This window comes from Flavobacterium sp. PL002 (assembly GCF_054165825.1).
In genome coordinates, this window is the sequence record NZ_CM135110.1 from 2,576,355 (window position 1) to 2,594,533 (window position 18,179).

Consider the following 18,179-nt stretch of genomic DNA (forward strand, 5'->3'; position numbering starts at 1 on the left):
AGATATAGCGAATAGCCCGACCTCACTGTAACGAGAGTGGAAGTGCGGTTACGCCCAGAGTAAATTAACTTAGGTGGTTACTAGCAACAATTAAAAATTAAGCACAAAAAAAAGCCTTACAAAATTGCAAGGCTTTAAATTTAAAATAATAATAATTATGGTAATAAAACAGTATCAATAACGTGAACGATACCATTGCTACATTGAATATCTGGAATAACCATTTTTGCAGGAGTTGCGATTCCGTTACTTTTTACAGTGAAAGTTCCGTTTAAGAAAGCACTGTATGTCAATGTTCCTCCACCAGCTGTTACAGCAGTAGTACTTGTTTGCTCAGATGTGAATTTACCTCCTACAATAGCGTGGTTTAATAAAACAGCTTGTAAAGTAGCTTGTGGTGCATTTTTAACATCATCAAGAGTTGCAAATCCTGCTGCTTTAAAGGCAGCATCTGTAGGTGCATAAATAGTGAAATTATTATCTGGATCAGCTAAAACTGATGCCAAACCTGAAGATATAACTGCTTGAACTAAAAAAGTAAGTTCTGGCGCTTTAAAAACTTTAGCGTCTTTTAATAATATTGCCGACTCTACAATGTTAACCCCTGTAGCGATCATTACTTTGTCTATGGCATGTACGGTTCCATTGCTTGCGTTAACGTCAGTCAAGATGATTTTTGAGCCATTGATGTATAAATCATTTCCTCTGCTAATGAAGCGTCTGTCAACACCTAAAGCTGATGTAGATGTACCTCCATTCATGATTTTACTTGCAAGTAAATCACCATTAGAAACGTGGTATAATAAAGTGTTAGTCAAAAAGTCATTTTGCAAACCTCCTAAAGTTCCGGCGTCTACTAATCCCAATCTTGCAAATGCATCATTTGTAGGTGCAAAAACAGTATAATGTCCTGATGGATCGTTAGGGTTACTATTGCTTAAAACGCCTACAACACCACCTTGAACCGCTGCTCCTTCAAGTGTACTAAAATTTGGATTAGCAACTGCAATACCTGCAATACTTGGCGTTTCTTCTTTATAATCAGAATCACAAGAAACAATTGTTCCTATTAGTGTTAGTGCCAGTAGCACACTTTTTATATTTATATTTTTCATCTTATTTGTTTTTTTGTAATTAAAATTTGTAAACTAATCCACCGTAAAAACCAGTCGATTTACCTATGTTTCTACCAGCTACTAATGTGCTCGCTCCTGCAGAAACTCCAATTTCTTTGTAAATAGGAGTGTATAAATCGATACCTATTTTAGTGTAATTAACTTTTGTGATTGGAAAATATCCTGCGAATCCTTCACCAAAGATGTCAACACCACCAGTAGATTTTTGGTTAGCAATGTAAATGTCACCGTAAAATAATCTTGCAGCATAACCTACTTTAAGTTCTGTTGCATACGAGTTTGGTACGTCATTAGAGGCATAGTTTCCTGCTAATTGTGCTGAAGCAAAAATTCCAGAATCCATTCTGAACATTGCCATTCCTGTTGTACTAACGGTTGTACTTCTATTTCCAATAGCAATAATAGATTGAAAACCTTCTTCAACTTTATAGTTGCTAAGAGGTGTTTTTAATCCTAATGCACCAATAAGTCGTAATGATGAAGTGCCAAAATCAAAATTAAACGGACTGTATTTTACAAAAACCGATACATCTTGAAAGCCTTTTCTTTCGTTTTCTAAACCTAAGTTTGTCAATACTTCTTCGGTAGCACTACCTTTAGCAGTTACGTATGGCAATACTAATACTACATCAACTTGGTCGGTAATACCGTAAGTTGCATAAATAGATGTGCTTGAAATTTTTGTTTCGTTAAAAACAGGAACCCCGTCTACTTTTTCTGGAATGAAATATACTTCATCGTATTTTTCTGAACTATAAGAAATAGAAATATCTCCTTTACCTTTTCCTTGCATAAATCCACTAATAGGACTTTGAGAATGAGCTGTGTTAATATATCCAAATGTTGTTACAGCCAAAATGAATAGTAATTGCTTTTTAATCATAATATTATATTGTTAGTTTACTGTTGCGGTTATTTACGTAAGAAGGTTGGTTGTGGTTTTATAAAAACATAAAATAATTATAAAAAAAGTTTAAAAACAATTGAAACTAATTGATTTTCAATTGTTTGTTAGTAAAAAAAAAGAGATAAAAATTAATTTCAATTGTTTTTTTAAGATCATTAAACAGTCAAATACATTTAAAGTCAATTATTTAATTCCGTTAATACTTTTTTTTTTGATTTCAATTGATTACAAACAAATAACTATAATTGAATTGTAATGCTGTTTTAAGATTTAGGATTCCTAGTTGTAATTTTTTTTGTGTTTCTAAAAAAGCATATCTTTAACCAAACCAAACCAAACCAAACCAAACCAAACCACATTTTATGGAAGACAATAACCAAGACGATTTTAAAAGAGAACTAGGATTACTAGACGGAACGATGCTTGTTGTGGGATCGATGATAGGTTCTGGAATATTTATAGTAAGTTCAGATATGGTACGACAGTTAGGGTCTGCTGGATGGCTCATTGCTATGTGGGTACTTACAGGTACTATTACTGTGATCGCCGCTGTGAGTTATGGCGAGCTAAGTGCGTTGTTTCCTAAAGCAGGCGGTCAGTATGTTTATATTAAAGAAGCTTACGGTAAATTAATAGGTTTCCTATACGGTTGGAGTTTTTTTGCAGTAATACAAACCGGAACGATTGCTGCTGTAGGTGTTGCTTTTTCGAAGTTTACGGCTTATATTTTTCCTTCTTTTAGTGATAAGAATATCTTGTATGAAATAAGCGGTTTTCAACTTAACGCTGCCCAAATTGTATCCATTGTTACTATTGTTTTGCTGAGTTACTTGAATAGTCGCGGTGTTAAAAATTCTAAGATTTTACAAACAGTATTAACGGTAATTAAAATTTTGTCTTTAGCTGGATTGATCCTTTTTGGATTTTTTGCTGCTAAAGCTGAGGTCTGGGATGCTAACTGGGCTAATGCTTGGACATCGCAATCACTGGATGTCGCAACCGGCTCGTGGTTGCCTATTAGTGGGACAGCTTTGATCTCAGGAATTTCAGCAGCATTAGTTGGGTCTATGTTCTCGAGTGTGGCTTGGGAAGGCGTCACTTTTATTGCTGCCGAGATTAAAAATCCAAAAAGAAATGTAGGACTGAGTTTGTTTCTAGGGACTTTGATTGTAAGTGTGATTTACATTCTAGCTAATTTAATGTATCTAGCAGTTGTACCATTACAAGAAATTGCTACGGCAGAGTCTGATAGGGTAGCTGTAGTAGCATCACAATATATTTTTGGACCTATTGGAACCTTAATTATTGCAGTAATGATTATGATCTCAACTTTTGCTTGCAATAACGGACTCATTATGGCCGGTGCGCGTGTGTATTACACTATGGCTCAAGATGGTGTTTTCTTTAAAAAAGCAGCCCAATTAAACGGGGCAAAAGTTCCTGCTTGGTCAATATGGGCACAGTGTTTATGGGCTTCGGCTTTGTGCTTGACTGGTAAATACGGAGATTTACTAGACTTTGTAGTAATTATTGTATTGATATTTTATATCCTAACAATTTACGGGATATTTATATTACGTAAAAAAATGCCAGATGCAGAGCGTACTTATAAAGCCTTTGGGTACCCTTTTCTTCCTGCTTTATATATTATTATAGCTTCTGCAATTTGTATTGCTTTGCTGTATACTAAAACAAGTACTTGTGGTTGGGGTGTATTGATTATGCTTATTGGGATTCCGGTATATTATTTGACAAAAGCTAAAAAGTAATTCAGTTCTTGAAAGAGTAAAGAGAATTGAATAAAAGGAATGATATGAGAGGATAGCGTAAAGCTTGATGATCTGATTTCGTTTTCATTAAAATAAAAAAATCCGTTTCGTGTATTACGAAACGGATTTTTTATGAGATACAGGCTGGAGGTTATAAACTTTAATCTAAAACTTGAACTAAAAACTAAAAACTAAAAATAATAGTAACCAATTCCAACCTGTAAGTGGTAGGCTAGTAGTAAGTAAAACGTCTTACTTTAGCGATATATTTTGCCAAGCGTATTACTTGGTGACTGTAACCATATTCATTATCGTACCAGATGTACAATACTATGTTTTTTCCGTCATTAGAAACAATTGTAGCGTTGCTATCGTAGATAGATGGTGCTGATGTTCCTACAATGTCAGATGAAACTAATTCATTATTGGTAGAATATTTAATTTGCTCTACAAGTTCTCCCTCAAGAGCATATTTCTTCATGATAACGTTGATTTCTTCCACTGAAGTTTCTTTAGATACCTCAAGATTTAAAACCACTAATGAACCGTTAGGTACAGGAACACGAATTGCGTTTGAAGTTAGTTTTCCTGATAATGAAGGTAAGGCTTTTGCAACAGCAGTACCCGCTCCAGTCTCTGTAATAACCATATTCAAAGCTGCAGCTCTACCACGACGGTATTTTTTGTGCATGTTATCAACCAAGTTTTGGTCGTTAGTATATGAATGAATCGTTTCAAGATGGCCTTTTACTACTCCTAAAGTGTCTTCAACAGCTTTAAGGATAGGAGTAATTGCATTTGTAGTACATGACGCTGCCGAGAAAATATTGATTTCGTCAGGATTGTACTCATTTTGGTTAACACCATGTACAATATTAGGAACTCCTTTTCCTGGAGCAGTCAACAATACTTTATGCGCACCTTTTGAAACTAAGTGTCTGCTTAACGCTTCTTCTGTAGTAAAAGCACCTGTATTATCAATAATTAAAGCATGATCAATATCAAAAGCGGTATAATCAATTTCTTCAGGAGCATTAGCTGTGATGATATGTACAGTTGTTCCGTTGATAATCAAAGCATTGTTTTCTAGGTCAGCTACAACCGAACCTTGAAAATCACCGTGAATAGAATCATAACGCAATAATGAAGCTCTTTTTTCAAGACTAGCTGCATCATTTTTATCTCTAGTTACAATGGCTCTCAATCGCAATTGATTTCCTTTTCCAGTTTTAGACATTAATTCTCTAGCTAATAAACGACCAATTCTTCCAAAACCATAAAGAACAACATCTTTAGGTTGGATTTCCTCTGATGTTTTAGCGTCTTTTAATTTGTCTAAAACAAAATGTCTTGCGTCTGGATATTTTTCATCTTCTAAAAGATACTCGTAAGTTAGTTTACCAATATCTAATTTTGATGGTGGTAAGTCTAATTCTAAAACGACTCTAGCAATTTCTACCGAATCAAAAATAGTAATGGGCTTGCCTACAAATTCACCAGCATATTGATGTAAGTTGATAATGTCACTTACGTTTTTGTCTAATAATTGGTTCTTGAACAAAACCATCTCGATGGATTTGTCATACCATAAATCACTTATGATTTTGATTAATTCGACTCCAGCGCGACGTCTGTCGACTTGAAAGGAAACTTCTTTTTGGTACAGAGCTGTATTTTTCATGAATGAAAATTTGTAAAAATTGAGTAGTTATTTTTTTAAATTTGGTGCAAAAATACCTATTTCAATCGATTTCGTAACTTATTTTTTGATTTTTTTCAAATAAAAAAAGTCAGCTCGATTTTTCAAGCTGACTTTTATTTTAAAATTAGAAAGTCTTAGATGATAATTCGAATAACTTCTCCGTTTTTATTTATCATTTCTAGACGCATACTTTGATTCTCTTCTTTATCATTTAAAAGTTTAGAAACCGTTTCAATGTCTTTTGCTTTTACATTATCAATACTCAAAATGATATTACCACGCAATTCCTTGTCGTATTGCATTAGGTTTTCATTAGTAATCGATCTTATTTTTACGCCATAATCAATTCTGAATTTCTTTTTATCTGCAGCATCAATGTTTTCTAACTCGATTCCTTTAAACTCTGTGGTAAAGAATTCGTTTTTACTTAAAACTACAGGTACGGTTTTGGTTTCTCCGTTTCTAGTAATCATTACCTGAACTTTGTCATTAGGTCTTTTAGTATTGATATACCCTGATAGATCTGCAAAAGTTGATACATTTTGGTTGTCAAGTTTGATGATGATATCTCCTTTTTTAAGTCCTGATTTCTCAGCGCCTGAGTTTTTAGTGACTTTGTTGATATAAAAACCTTCTGTTTGCGTCACGCCTAATTCCTTTGATGCCATCGCATTCAATTCACCACCTTCAACACCTAGTATTCCGCGTTGCACATTACCATACTCCATAATATCCTCAATTATTTTTCGAGCAATATTTGAAGGTACTGCAAACGAATAGCCTACATAAGAACCAGTCGTTGACGAAATCATCGTATTGATTCCTATTAAATCACCTCTGGTATTGACCAAGGCACCTCCACTATTTCCTGGATTAACGGCAGCATCTGTTTGAATAAAGGATTGAATTCCGTTAGTTCCTAAATTTCTGGCTTTCGCCGAAACAATACCTGCAGTAACCGTTGAGGTCAAGTTGTACGGGTTACCTACAGCAAGAACCCATTCGCCTACTTTAACTGAATCCGAGTTACCAAAAGTAGTGTACGGTAATTTTTCATCAGCATCAATTTTTAATAAAGCAATGTCCATTTTAGAGTCGGTTCCTATTAATTTTGCCTTGTATGATTTTTTATTATTCAAGGTGATTTCAATTTCCGAAGCATCTTTTATTACATGATTATTGGTTACAATATAACCATCTGCTGATATAATCACACCAGATCCTGTTCCTACTTGCTCTTGTGATTGTCCACCTTTGTACCCGTAAAAATATTCTAACATGGGGTTAGAAATTGTTTTATAGGACACGTTTTTTACGTGAACTACTGTATGTACAGTGTTTTCTGCTGCTACAGTAAAATCTAAAATATCTGATGATAATCCTACTTTTCGTTCATATGATTCATTTGCCACAGTGCTAATTGGACTGTTGTGAGTCGAAAAATAACCATTATTATCGAATAATAATTTATAAGCCCCTAGCGTGGTGGCTCCACTTAATAGCGATACCAAAAATAGCTTTGAAAATTGTTTCATAATAAAGTTCGTTTTTACGTTATTTGTAAGGTAAATTTAACGCTAAATTCAATTGTTAAAATACAGTTTAACGCTCTTTAACAGTGATTAACATTTCATTAATATTCGTACTTTTGTACCATACAACACATAAATAATGCAAATAAAATTTTATAAATACCAAGGCACCGGAAACGATTTTGTAATGATTGATAATCGTTTAGAAACTTTTCCTAAAAAAAACACTCAACTTATCGCGCATTTATGCGACAGGCGTTTTGGAATAGGTGGCGACGGACTTATTTTATTAGAAAACGATCCTGAGACTAATTTCAAGATGGTTTATTACAACTCAGATGGTAATCAAAGTACCATGTGTGGTAACGGAGGAAGGTGTTTAGTGGCTTTCGCCAAAAAGCTTCAGGTGATCGATAACAATGCTACTTTTAATGCTATTGATGGGTTGCATCACGCTTCGGTGGCTGAAAACGGAATAGTTTCTTTACAAATGATAGATGTAGATACTATTATAGACAAAAGCGAGTATTCATTTTTGAATACGGGTTCACCACATCACGTACAATTAGTTGACGACTTGGTTCATTATAATGTAAAAGATAATGGAGCTGCCATACGTTATGGTGATTTATATGGGAAAGAAGGTAGCAATATCAATTTTGTAAAAAAAATTAATGCCAATACATTTGCCTTACGTACTTATGAAAGAGGTGTAGAAGACGAAACGTTAGCTTGTGGTACAGGAGCAACAGCTGTAGCAATAGCAATGCATGCAAATGGACAAACTAATGCAACAGCAATAAATATCAATGTTGAAGGCGGAAAACTGGCTGTTTCTTTCGATAAAAAAGACAACCAATTTACAAATGTTTTCTTAATAGGACCAGCTGAATTTGTTTTTGAAGGAACTATTGAAGTATAGTTTAAAATTGCATCTCTAATTTCTTAAATCTATTTTTAATTATGATAACCCTTAAAGGAGATACTATATATATTCGAGCACTTGAACCTAATGATTTAGAGTTTATCTATGCTATAGAAAATGATCAAACTATTTGGGATGTAAGCAATACACAAACTCCTTACAGCCGTTTTTTAGTAAAGCAATATTTAGAAAATGCACATCAAGATATTTATGAAGCCAAACAATTGCGTTTAGCAATTTGTCAAGATAAAGACTTTCCAGCCTTAGGATTAATTGATTTATTTGATTTTGATCCAAAAAATAACAGAGCAGGTGTGGGGATTGTCATCCAAAAAAATGATAAAAGAAATCAACGCATAGGTTCTGAGGCACTTGGCTTATTAATTGAGTATTCTTTTTACCATTTGAACCTAAACCAACTTTATGCAAATATTGATACCGAAAATGAAGCAAGTATTGCTCTTTTTACTAAATTTGGTTTTAAATGCATCGGAATAAAAAAACAATGGAACCTAGTTCACGGAGTCTACAAAGATGAAGGAATGTACCAGTTAATTAATCAACAATTTTAAATTTTAAACTTTGAACTTAAAGAAAATTATATCAATAGCAGCCGTTGTTCTTGTTACAGGACTAATTGTTTATGGCTTTGTATTAGTAAGACAAATTTTTTCAGTAAACACTAAATTTGCTGATAAAGAAGTTTTTGTACACATACCTACAAATGCTACGTATGAGCAAGCTAAGGAAATTATTGCGCCCTATGTAGACAATATGGATCGATTTGAAATGGTTGCTACCAAAAGAAATTATCCTGAGTCAGTAAAACCAGGTCGCTTTTTATTCACAAAAGGAATGAATAGTTATGAATTGGTTAAAAGTTTAAGAACAAATGTTCCGGTTAAATTGGCGTTCAATAATCAGGAACGTTTAGAAAATCTTGCAGGTAGAGTAGGTTCACAAATTGAAGCAGATAGTGTTTCTTTATTAGCGAGTTTTAAAGATTCTATTTTCCTTCAAGAAAATGGTTTCAATGAAGACAACGTTTTTGTAATGTTTATTCCTAATACTTATGAGTTTTATTGGAATACACCTGCTGAAAAGTTTAGAGATAAAATGATCAAAGAATACCGCAATTTCTGGAATAAAGAGCGTGTTACTAAAGCAGAAAAACAAGGATTAAGTCCTGTTGAAGCAACAATTTTAGCCTCTATAGTTCATAAGGAGTCGGTTAAAAAAGATGAAAGACCTAGAATTGCAGGAGTCTACTTAAATCGTTTGCGATTAGGAATGCCGCTTCAAGCCGACCCTACAGTCATATTTGCCATTAAAAAGAGAGATAACGATTTTGACCAAATCATTAAGAGAGTTTTTTATAACGATTTAACTATGTCGTCTCCATACAATACCTATGTAAATGTTGGGCTTCCTCCTGGGCCTATTGCTATGCCTGATATTACTGCACTTGAGGCAGTTTTAAATCCAGAGAAAAACGATTACATTTTTTTCTGTGCAAGTGTAGAGCGTTTTGGTTACCATGAGTTTGCTGCTACTTTGGCAGAACATAATGTTAACGCAAAGAAATACTCGGAGTGGATTAATAGTCAAGGAGTAAAAAGATAGTTTTGAATTTAAAAGATAACCTGCTTTTTACATTTTTAATTTTATTAGTTTTCCAATTTTCCTCTGGACAAAACGGATTGAATAGCTTTTTAACACCTGCTGACACCCTCAACCTGAAAAGGCAGAATAGAGTAGTGGTAGCCGAAGGGTTATTGGCTTCAGCCGCTTTAGTAGGATTGAACCAACTTTGGTATGCCGATTATGCTAGTTCTAAATTTCATTTTTTTAATGACAATGAGGAGTGGTTACAAATGGACAAAGCAGGTCATGCCTATTCCTCTTATCAAATGGGACGTTTTAGCGCCGAAGCTTTAAAATGGAGTGGAGCTAGTCATAAAAAGCAATTGTACGGCGCTGGAGCAGGATTTGTTTTTTTAACAGCTGTTGAGGTAATGGACGGATTTTCCTCTGAATGGGGTTTCTCTGTTGGTGATGTTATTGCTAATGCTTCAGGAACTGCTTTATATGTTTCACAAGAATTATTGTGGAAAGAACAACGTATTCAACCTAAATTCTCATTTCATAGAACACAATTTGCAAAATACCGACCTAATGTTTTAGGAAGTTCTTTTTCAGAAGAAATTTTGAAAGATTATAATGGACAAACTTATTGGCTTTCGGTTAATTTACATTCTTTTGCTAAAGATTCAAAAATACCCAAATGGTTGAACCTTGCAGTAGGATATGGAGCCGATGGGATGATAATAGGAAACGGTGAAAATTCTGACTTATTATTGCTCCCACAAAGCGAAAAATACAGACAGTTTTACCTCAGTTTTGACCTAGACTTGACGAAAATCCCTACCAAATCCCATTTTTTGAAGACTTTTTTCTCTGTTTTTAATAGTTTGAAAATTCCAGCGCCTACCCTAGAATACTCGGGTAATGAGGGATTTAGAGCGCACATTTTCTATTTTTAGACAAGTTTAACAAGTTGATTTTCAGTATTATAAAAATTGTTGTATCTTTGCCCGCAGAAATTTCATAACGGGACAGCGTTTTGAAGAAAAACAATTTATGGTAAAGAAGTGGTATTTTTATGCAAGTTTAACTATTATTATAGCCTTTTTAAGTTCCGGTTTTAAGCCGCTTAAGTTAGACACAAATAAATGGTTTCTAGTAAAAAACACAGATGGAAAACAATACTTATATCCATCTTTAAAACAAGAAGATTATACCAATTTGAATTTCCCTTTTACTGGAAATTTATTTATTGGTTTTAAAGAAGCTTTAGGTTTCAAAGAGTCACAAGGGAGATATAGAATGATTAATTCTCTTGGTTATTTAGGTAAATACCAGTTTGGAGTAGAAACTCTTAAAGCGGTTGGAATACGAGATAGCCTTATGTTCTTAAGAAGTCCTAAAATTCAAGAAAGGGCATTTGTAGCACTTTTGTCGAAAAACAAAGCAATACTACAAGATGTTATAGAAAGATACAATGGTACTGTTGTTAATGGTATTTTAGTTACAGAGTCTGGAATTTTAGCAGCAGCTCACTTAGGTGGCGCTGGATCTGTCAAAAAATATTTCAAGAATAACGGTAAAAAGTACATTAAGGATGCTTACGGAACTTCTATTAGGAGTTATATGAAAGCTTTTGGAGGGTATGATACTTCTTTTATCACTGCAAACATAAATGCAATGGTTAGTTTGAAGTAATTAATAAACAATAACAATAAAAAAGCGGTTCAAATTAAATTTGAACCGCTTTTTTTATGCTTAAAAAGTATAGAAACTATTTTCTAGTCAATTAAGATTTCTAAAATTTTGATAGCTGCTTCGCTAATTTTAGTTCCAGGACCAAATACGGCTACTGCTCCAGCATCAAATAGGTATTGGTAATCTTGTGCAGGTATAACACCACCTACAACCACCATAATGTCTTCACGACCGTATTTTTTTAATTCTTCAATAACTTGAGGGACTAACGTTTTATGTCCCGCAGCAAGTGAGGATACACCTAGAATGTGTACGTCGTTTTCTACTGCTTGTTTAGCAGCTTCGGCAGGAGTTTGAAACAATGGACCTATATCTACATCAAATCCTACATCAGCATAACCAGTTGCTACTACTTTTGCACCACGATCGTGACCGTCTTGACCCATTTTTGCAATCATGATTCTAGGACGGCGCCCTTCCTGCTTTGCAAATTTATCTGCTAATTTTTTTGCTTCTTCAAAACTTTTATCGTCTTTTATTTCTTTACTATACACACCGCTAAAAGATTTAATTTGTGCTTTATACCTACCAAAAACAGTTTCTAAAGCGTCACTGATCTCTCCAAGAGTTGTTCTATAACGAGCAGCTTCTACGGCAAGCTCCAGTAAATTACCTTCTCCTGTCTTAGCACAAAGAATTAATTTTTGTAACGACTCTTGTACTTTTGCGTTGTCTCGAGTTGCTTTTATATGGTCTAATTGCTCCAATTGTTGTTTACGAACCATTTGGTTGTCCACATCTAATATTTGCAAAGGATCTTCTTTTTCTAAACGATATTGATTTACACCTACAATAATATCTTGTCCGCTATCAATACGTGCTTGTTTTCTAGCCGCGGCTTCTTCAATTCTTAATTTTGGAATTCCAGCCTCAATAGCTTTGGTCATTCCGCCTAGTTCTTCTACTTCTTCAATTAACTTGAAAGCACTTTCAGCAATTTCATTAGTCAAGGTTTCAACATAATAACTTCCAGCCCAAGGATCTACAGTTTTAGTGATTTTAGTTTCTTCTTGAAGAAATATTTGTGTGTTTCTAGCAATTCGAGCCGAAAAATCAGTAGGAAGGGCAATTGCTTCATCTAATGCATTGGTATGCAAAGATTGTGTTCCACCAAAAGCTGCCGCAGTAGCTTCAATACAAGTACGTGCTACATTGTTAAAAGGATCTTGTTCTGTTAAACTCCAGCCGCTTGTTTGGCAATGTGTTCTTAAGGCTAATGATTTTTCGTCTTTAGGATTAAATTGTTTAACTAATTTTGCCCAGATCATTCTTCCCGCACGCATTTTAGCAATTTCCATAAAATGATTCATTCCGATGGCCCAGAAAAAAGAAAGGCGTGGAGCAAAATCATCAATTCCCATTCCAGTTGCTAAACCAGTTTTTATGTATTCTAGTCCGTCAGCTAATGTGTAGGCTAATTCAATATCTGCTGTAGCACCTGCTTCTTGCATGTGGTAGCCAGAAATAGAAATGGAATTGAACTTTGGCATTTTTTTACTGGTATATTCAAAAATATCAGCAATTATTTTCATCGAAGGCGTAGGAGGATAGATATAGGTATTGCGCACCATAAACTCTTTCAAAATGTCATTTTGAATTGTTCCTGAAAGCAATTCAGCTTTTACGCCTTGTTCCTCTGCAGCTACAATATAGAAAGCCATGATAGGTAATACTGCACCATTCATAGTCATAGAAACCGACATTTGATCTAACGGAATCTGGTCAAAAAGCACTTTCATATCTTCAACAGAGTCGATTGCTACTCCTGCTTTTCCAACATCGCCTACTACACGTTCGTGATCAGAATCATATCCGCGGTGGGTAGGTAAATCAAACGCAATTGACAATCCTTTTTGTCCAGCAGCTAAGTTTCGTCTGTAAAAAGCATTGCTTTCTTCGGCAGTTGAGAAACCAGCATATTGACGTATTGTCCATGGTCTGCGTACATACATTGTTGTGTAAGGACCACGTAAATTAGGTGCAAAACCAGCGCCAAAATCAAGATGCGTTAAGTTTTCGATATCCTTTTCAGAATAAGTTTCTTTGAGTTCAATGTTTTCAGCAGTAAAGAATTCTTCGGTCTTTTCTATTCCGCTTTCAGAAGCCGTTTTGCTACTTTCTAATTGAATATGTTTGAGGTCATTTCGTATCATTTGAGATCTTAATTTGCACTGTTTGTAATCGCTATTTGCTTTTTAGGACTGCTAATTTATTCTGCTGCTAATCGTTCCTGCTCTAATTTTTCGGCTAATCTTTTTTCGATTATCGGAGTAATTAAAGTTTTTCTAGGATTTATTTTGACAAAAGGGAAAAGCTCTAGATCTTGTTTCATTCGGTCGTCTTTATTAGGATATTTGTTGGTTCCTAGTAAAACTTCTTTTCCAGAATCAAAGAGTTCTTGTTCCTTGTCTGCGCTTTCTTGAATTTTTCTTTTGATAATTCCTTCGTTCAATTGCTTTAAGAAACCACCATTTGCTTCGATATCCTTAAATAAAACCAAGGCTTTCTCTGCTAATTGATTGGTAAGTGTTTCTATATAGTAGCTTCCATCAGCAGGATTGTTTACTTTGTCAAAATAACTTTCTTTTTTTAGAATCAATAATTGATTTCGTGCTATACGATCACCAAATTCATTGTCTTTATGATACAAAGAATCATAAGGTAAATTAGCAATGGTGTCAGCGCCACCAAGTATTGCCGACATACATTCGGTAGTGGTGCGTAGCATGTTTACATTATAATCATACAATGTTTTGTTACGTTTTGTAGGGATCACGAGTAAATGACAATCTAAATCATGATTGTACTCTTTTGCAATAAGCTTAAACAAAACTCTAATTGCGCGCAATTTTGCGATTTCAAAAAAGTAATTTGTTCCCACAGCTACTTTAAGTACAATTTTTTGATTTATAATAGGGATTCTATTAAAATATTCATTGGTATGTGCGAGTGCATAGGCAATTTGCTGTACCATGTTTGCACCTGCATTTTGATACAAACTTGCATTAACGCTAATAATAGCATTTTTAGTAACGGTATTTGCTAATAGGTTTAGGGAATCAAAATTAGTTTTTTCGCTTGTAGTAAACCAGTTTCCATCTTTGGCTAACTGACCTATAGGATCTATGTTGTAATAAAAGTTTCCTTTTTTTTGTAATGCAACGGCATCAATTCTTTTAACGAAATCGATTGAGAAAAAGCTCATGTTGAAATAAACGGGAACGTTTTCAAGAGGTAGTTTTTCTAGCAATTTTTCTACTGCTAGAGTTTCATCCTCAATGGTAAATCGCAAACTTTCGGCACCACGGTTTAAGGCATCTAAGGCTCTTTCAACTGATTTTTCTATATCGTAAACAAAAATATTTTGACATATTTTAAACGCAGTCGCTCTAGTACCTGTTGAAAATCTTTTTGAAAATTCATCTTTATGATAAAAAGGCTTGACCTTGATGTCTTCGGGTGAATTCCATATTAAGGTTTCATTGTAATCAGCTCCTTTTAATTCAAACTGGATTTTTTGTTTCCATTGTTTGGATGAAACGGCGTCAAAATCTTCGAATTGATTAGTTGTCATTGTCGTTGTTATTTAAGAAATTCTAGATTTACTGGCTATTTTTTTCGATGCTGTCGCTTTCAAACTCTATGATGTAGATGTCTTCGTTTTCTTTTTTCATAAAGTATTTTTCACGCGCATACTTTTCTATTTGTTCAGGGTTTCTAAGCTCTTTTATTTGCTCTTCATCCTTGTAGATTTCTTCTTCGTAATAGGTTTTATTGTCTTCAAGTTCGCTTATTTGATTGTCTAAAAAGCGGTGATCAAAATACGAGTAGTTGTCTAGAAAAACCATCCAACCTGAAAAAAAAAGCAATACCCAAATGTACTTGTTGCTTATGAATTTAAACCAAGGTTTGTTTTTATACGATTTTTTCATTTGGTTTGTTGTTTTAGCCCTGATGGGAACGGCATCCTTATATACCAGTGTTTGGTATGTAAGATACAGTGTACAGCAGGAAATAGCTCTAAATCAGTATTGTTGTTAATTTTATATCAATAAATTATGCTGTGATAAATTTACAATAAAATTATAGAATTCTTTGATTAATTACGGCACGAACTACGTCAATTGCTACGGTGTTGTACTTGTCATTAGGGATAATGATGTCAGCAAAGGCTTTTGTAGGCTCAATAAATTGCTGGTGCATTGGTTTTAAGGTGTTTTGGTAGCGGTTTAAGACTTCGTCCATATCGCGACCGCGCTCTGCAATGTCTCTTTTTAAACGTCGGATTAATCTTTCGTCTGAGTCAGCGTGAACATAAATTTTCACGTCAAATAAATCTCTTAATTCAGGATTAGCCAAAATTAAAATACCCTCAACAATCATTACTTTTCGTGGGTGTGTAGTGATAGTGTCTTCGGTTCTATTGTGTGTTACAAACGAGTAAACGGGTTGATGAATTGTTTTTTCGGCTTTTAATTCTTTCAAATGCGAAACTAAAAGTTCGAAATCTATGGCGCGAGGATGATCAAAGTTGATTAACGCACGTTCGTCAAAGCTCAAATTATGGTTTTCCTTATAATAAGAATCTTGCGAAATAATACCTACTTCAGCTACTGGTAGTTCATTCATAATTTGATGAACTACAGTTGTTTTTCCACTTCCTGTTCCTCCGGCAATCCCTATAATTAGCATAAAATAATTGAGTTATATTTGTTTTGCTGCAAAAATAGGAATTTATAGATTGAAAATAAGGAATTGCTAAATTAGAATTGCTAATTAATCTATATTTTATAGATCAAGATGTTTTTGTTGAAAATCATTGCTAATTTGTAGTAAAAATAGGCTGTAGTTAATTAAGAAATAGTATTAGAGAAATGTTTTTTTTGTTTTATATTATTGGAGAATATAGTGTATAAAAAAAGCGTGCTAAAAGTGTAGCACGCTATTTTGTAAAAAGAACTCCAATGGTCTCTATTTATTTTTTTTTGCTTTTATCATCATTTCTAGTTGATCCCAAATTTCTTCAGGAATTGCTTCAAACATATTAAATTGTCCAGCACCTTTAAGCCATTCGCCACCATCTATTACTACAACTTCTCCATTTACATAAGCAGAAAAATCAGATACTAAGTACGCAGCGAGATTTGCTAATTCTTGATGATCTCCTACACGTTGCAAGGGCACTTTTTTGGCCATGTCAAATTTTTCAGCAAGGTCTCCAGGTAGTAATCTATCCCAAGCTCCTTTAGTGGGGAAAGGGCCTGGTGCAATTGCGTTTGTACGGATACCGTATTTAGCCCATTCTACTGCTAAACTGCGTGTCATGGCAAGTACTCCCGCTTTTGCAGTAGCGCTGGGAACAACATAAGCTGATCCTGTCCAAGCATACGTTGTTACAATATTTAAAACCGTAGAAGAAGTTTGTTTAGTGTCTATCCAGTGTTTACCAAAAGCCAAAGTACAGTTTTTAGTTCCTTTTAAAACAATGTCAATAACGGTATCAAAGGCATTTGCTGATAATCTTTCGGTAGGTGAAATGAAATTTCCAGCAGCATTATTCAATAATACATCTACTTTTCCAAAAGTTTTTAATACCTCTTGCAACATGTTTTCTACTTGATCATAATGACGCACATCACATTGTAATGGTAAGCATTTTCCGCCCGTATCAGTTTCAAGTTCTGCAGCTGTTTTTTTTAATTTCTCTAAATCTCTAGAAGTAATGGCTACGTTTGCACCAAGTTCTAAGAAGTATTGGGTCATTGCTTTGCCTAATCCACTTCCACCGCCTGTAACTACAATTACTTTTCCTTTAAGGGCGTCGTCGCGTAACATTTTATCAGTATAATTCATAGTCTATAGTTTTTATAGTAAATATAGTGAAATGTTTTAATATGCACGCATAGTAAATATATCCTATTTTGCGTCTGTTTTATAGCTTTGTAGGAAAGTTATTGGGATCAGTATTGATGATTTAGGTATAAAAAATCCAATTTATAATAAAGCGATTGCTTTAAAATAAATTGGATAGCTATGTGAAGTAATAGAAACTGTATTTGTTTTAGGTCTATTGTAACTGTTATTCAGAATATGAAATTTTAATCCCTTTTTTGGTTAAACCAAATGTAACAAAAATTACATTTTATGAATAATAAATATTGTGGGACGTTTGTGTAAATCGATGGTTTCTTTTTTCCAAGCTGCAATCTTCTTGGTCTTAATGTATTCTGTTGGTAAGGTGATGTCTGTAGCAATGCACAAATGCGTTTCAGGATTTAAGGTTTGCACCAAATCTTCTAGTAATTTATTGTTACGATACGGAGTTTCGATAAATATTTGAGATTGATTTTTCTCGAAAGAGACTCTTTCTAAAGTTTTAAAACTGGCTCTTTTTTCGTCTTTTTCGATGGGTAAATAGCCATGAAAAGTAAAACTTTGTCCGTTCATTCCTGAAGCCATCATGGCAAGTAATATAGATGAAGGTCCAACTAATGGTACGACTTGAATGCCTTTGTCATGCGCTAACTTTACAATTACAGCACCTGGATCAGCAACTCCAGGACATCCCGCTTCACTCATTAGACCTACATTTTTCCCTTCTAACAAGGGTTTAATAAAGTCAAGGTGTTCTTTAACTTCAGTACGTTTATTTAATGTAAAAAGAATTAAATCAGATTGTTTTTTTTCAGGACTAACTTCTTTAATTGATTTACGAGCTGTTTTTTCGTTTTCAACAATATAATGGTCAATGAAATCAATGGTTCTTTTTACGGTTTGTGGTAAAACATCCATAGGGTCGCATTCGCCCATTGTGGTTGGAATGAGATACAATTTTCCTAAAAGAGTTGGTGATTTCATGATAATGG

Annotated in this window: 16 protein-coding genes; 6 read left to right on the forward strand and 10 right to left on the reverse strand. The window is 34.2% G+C overall.

Annotated elements, in window-relative coordinates; all coding sequences use genetic code 11:
- Positions 1 to 155 precede the first annotated feature (155 nt).
- Positions 156 to 1,115 carry a fasciclin domain-containing protein gene (locus ACVEGE_RS11285; protein WP_192500415.1) on the reverse strand — a complete coding sequence of 320 codons (960 nt, stop codon included), beginning with the start codon at positions 1,113 to 1,115 and terminating at the stop codon, positions 156 to 158.
- Positions 1,116 to 1,134: 19 nt separating this feature from the next.
- A complete protein-coding gene (locus ACVEGE_RS11290; protein WP_192500414.1) occupies positions 1,135 to 2,019 on the reverse strand; it encodes a hypothetical protein in 885 nt (294 codons plus the stop codon).
- 386 nt (positions 2,020 to 2,405) lie between these two features.
- Here ACVEGE_RS11290 and ACVEGE_RS11295 point away from each other — a divergent pair, with 386 nt between their 5' ends.
- Positions 2,406 to 3,812, forward strand: a complete 1,407-nt coding sequence (locus ACVEGE_RS11295) for an APC family permease (RefSeq protein WP_192500413.1) — start codon at positions 2,406 to 2,408, stop codon at positions 3,810 to 3,812.
- Between the two features lie 232 nt (positions 3,813 to 4,044).
- On the opposite strand, the gene ACVEGE_RS11300 is transcribed toward ACVEGE_RS11295, so the two are convergent.
- Both ACVEGE_RS11300 and ACVEGE_RS11305 read right to left on the reverse strand, forming a co-directional pair.
- Positions 4,045 to 5,493: a glyceraldehyde-3-phosphate dehydrogenase gene (locus tag ACVEGE_RS11300; RefSeq protein WP_192500412.1), complete on the reverse strand. Its 1,449-nt coding sequence runs from the start codon at positions 5,491 to 5,493 to the stop codon at positions 4,045 to 4,047.
- A 155-nt stretch (positions 5,494 to 5,648) separates the two neighbouring features.
- Positions 5,649 to 7,049: a trypsin-like peptidase domain-containing protein gene (locus ACVEGE_RS11305; protein WP_192500411.1), complete on the reverse strand. Its 1,401-nt coding sequence runs from the start codon at positions 7,047 to 7,049 to the stop codon at positions 5,649 to 5,651.
- Positions 7,050 to 7,185: 136 nt separating this feature from the next.
- Here ACVEGE_RS11305 and dapF point away from each other — a divergent pair, with 136 nt between their 5' ends.
- The 5 genes from dapF (at position 7,186) to ACVEGE_RS11330 (ending at position 11,253) form a co-directional block, all read left to right on the forward strand.
- Positions 7,186 to 7,968, forward strand: a complete 783-nt coding sequence (gene dapF, locus ACVEGE_RS11310; protein WP_192500410.1) for a diaminopimelate epimerase — start codon at positions 7,186 to 7,188, stop codon at positions 7,966 to 7,968.
- A gap of 41 nt (positions 7,969 to 8,009) precedes the next feature.
- Positions 8,010 to 8,543 carry a GNAT family N-acetyltransferase gene (locus tag ACVEGE_RS11315; protein ID WP_192500409.1) on the forward strand — a complete coding sequence of 178 codons (534 nt, stop codon included), beginning with the start codon at positions 8,010 to 8,012 and terminating at the stop codon, positions 8,541 to 8,543.
- Between the two features lie 10 nt (positions 8,544 to 8,553).
- Positions 8,554 to 9,594: an endolytic transglycosylase MltG gene (gene mltG, locus ACVEGE_RS11320; RefSeq protein WP_192500408.1), complete on the forward strand. Its 1,041-nt coding sequence runs from the start codon at positions 8,554 to 8,556 to the stop codon at positions 9,592 to 9,594.
- 2 nt (positions 9,595 to 9,596) lie between these two features.
- A complete protein-coding gene (locus ACVEGE_RS11325) occupies positions 9,597 to 10,514 on the forward strand; it encodes a DUF2279 domain-containing protein (RefSeq protein WP_225738087.1) in 918 nt (305 codons plus the stop codon).
- Positions 10,515 to 10,611: 97 nt separating this feature from the next.
- On the forward strand, positions 10,612 to 11,253 hold the full coding sequence (locus tag ACVEGE_RS11330) for a peptidoglycan-binding protein LysM (protein ID WP_173854467.1): 642 nt from the start codon (positions 10,612 to 10,614) through the stop codon (positions 11,251 to 11,253).
- An 83-nt stretch (positions 11,254 to 11,336) separates the two neighbouring features.
- Here the strand turns inward: ACVEGE_RS11330 and scpA are convergent, their stop codons facing one another.
- From scpA to ACVEGE_RS11360, 6 genes are all read right to left on the reverse strand, one after another.
- Positions 11,337 to 13,466 (reverse strand): methylmalonyl-CoA mutase, encoded by a 2,130-nt coding sequence (gene scpA / locus ACVEGE_RS11335; protein ID WP_173854468.1) that lies wholly within the window; start codon positions 13,464 to 13,466, stop codon positions 11,337 to 11,339.
- Positions 13,467 to 13,522: 56 nt separating this feature from the next.
- The gene (locus ACVEGE_RS11340) at positions 13,523 to 14,887 is read right to left on the reverse strand and encodes a methylmalonyl-CoA mutase subunit beta (protein ID WP_192500407.1); all 1,365 of its coding nucleotides are present in this window, start codon (positions 14,885 to 14,887) and stop codon (positions 13,523 to 13,525) included.
- Between the two features lie 28 nt (positions 14,888 to 14,915).
- The gene (locus tag ACVEGE_RS11345; RefSeq protein WP_173854470.1) at positions 14,916 to 15,245 is read right to left on the reverse strand and encodes an FtsB family cell division protein; all 330 of its coding nucleotides are present in this window, start codon (positions 15,243 to 15,245) and stop codon (positions 14,916 to 14,918) included.
- Between the two features lie 151 nt (positions 15,246 to 15,396).
- A complete protein-coding gene (udk, locus tag ACVEGE_RS11350) occupies positions 15,397 to 16,005 on the reverse strand; it encodes a uridine kinase (RefSeq protein ID WP_173854471.1) in 609 nt (202 codons plus the stop codon).
- 279 nt (positions 16,006 to 16,284) lie between these two features.
- Positions 16,285 to 17,166, reverse strand: coding sequence for an SDR family oxidoreductase (locus tag ACVEGE_RS11355; RefSeq protein ID WP_192500406.1), 882 nt, complete (start codon positions 17,164 to 17,166; stop codon positions 16,285 to 16,287).
- Between the two features lie 282 nt (positions 17,167 to 17,448).
- Positions 17,449 to 18,171 (reverse strand): SAM-dependent methyltransferase, encoded by a 723-nt coding sequence (locus ACVEGE_RS11360; protein WP_192500405.1) that lies wholly within the window; start codon positions 18,169 to 18,171, stop codon positions 17,449 to 17,451.
- Positions 18,172 to 18,179 lie beyond the last annotated feature (8 nt).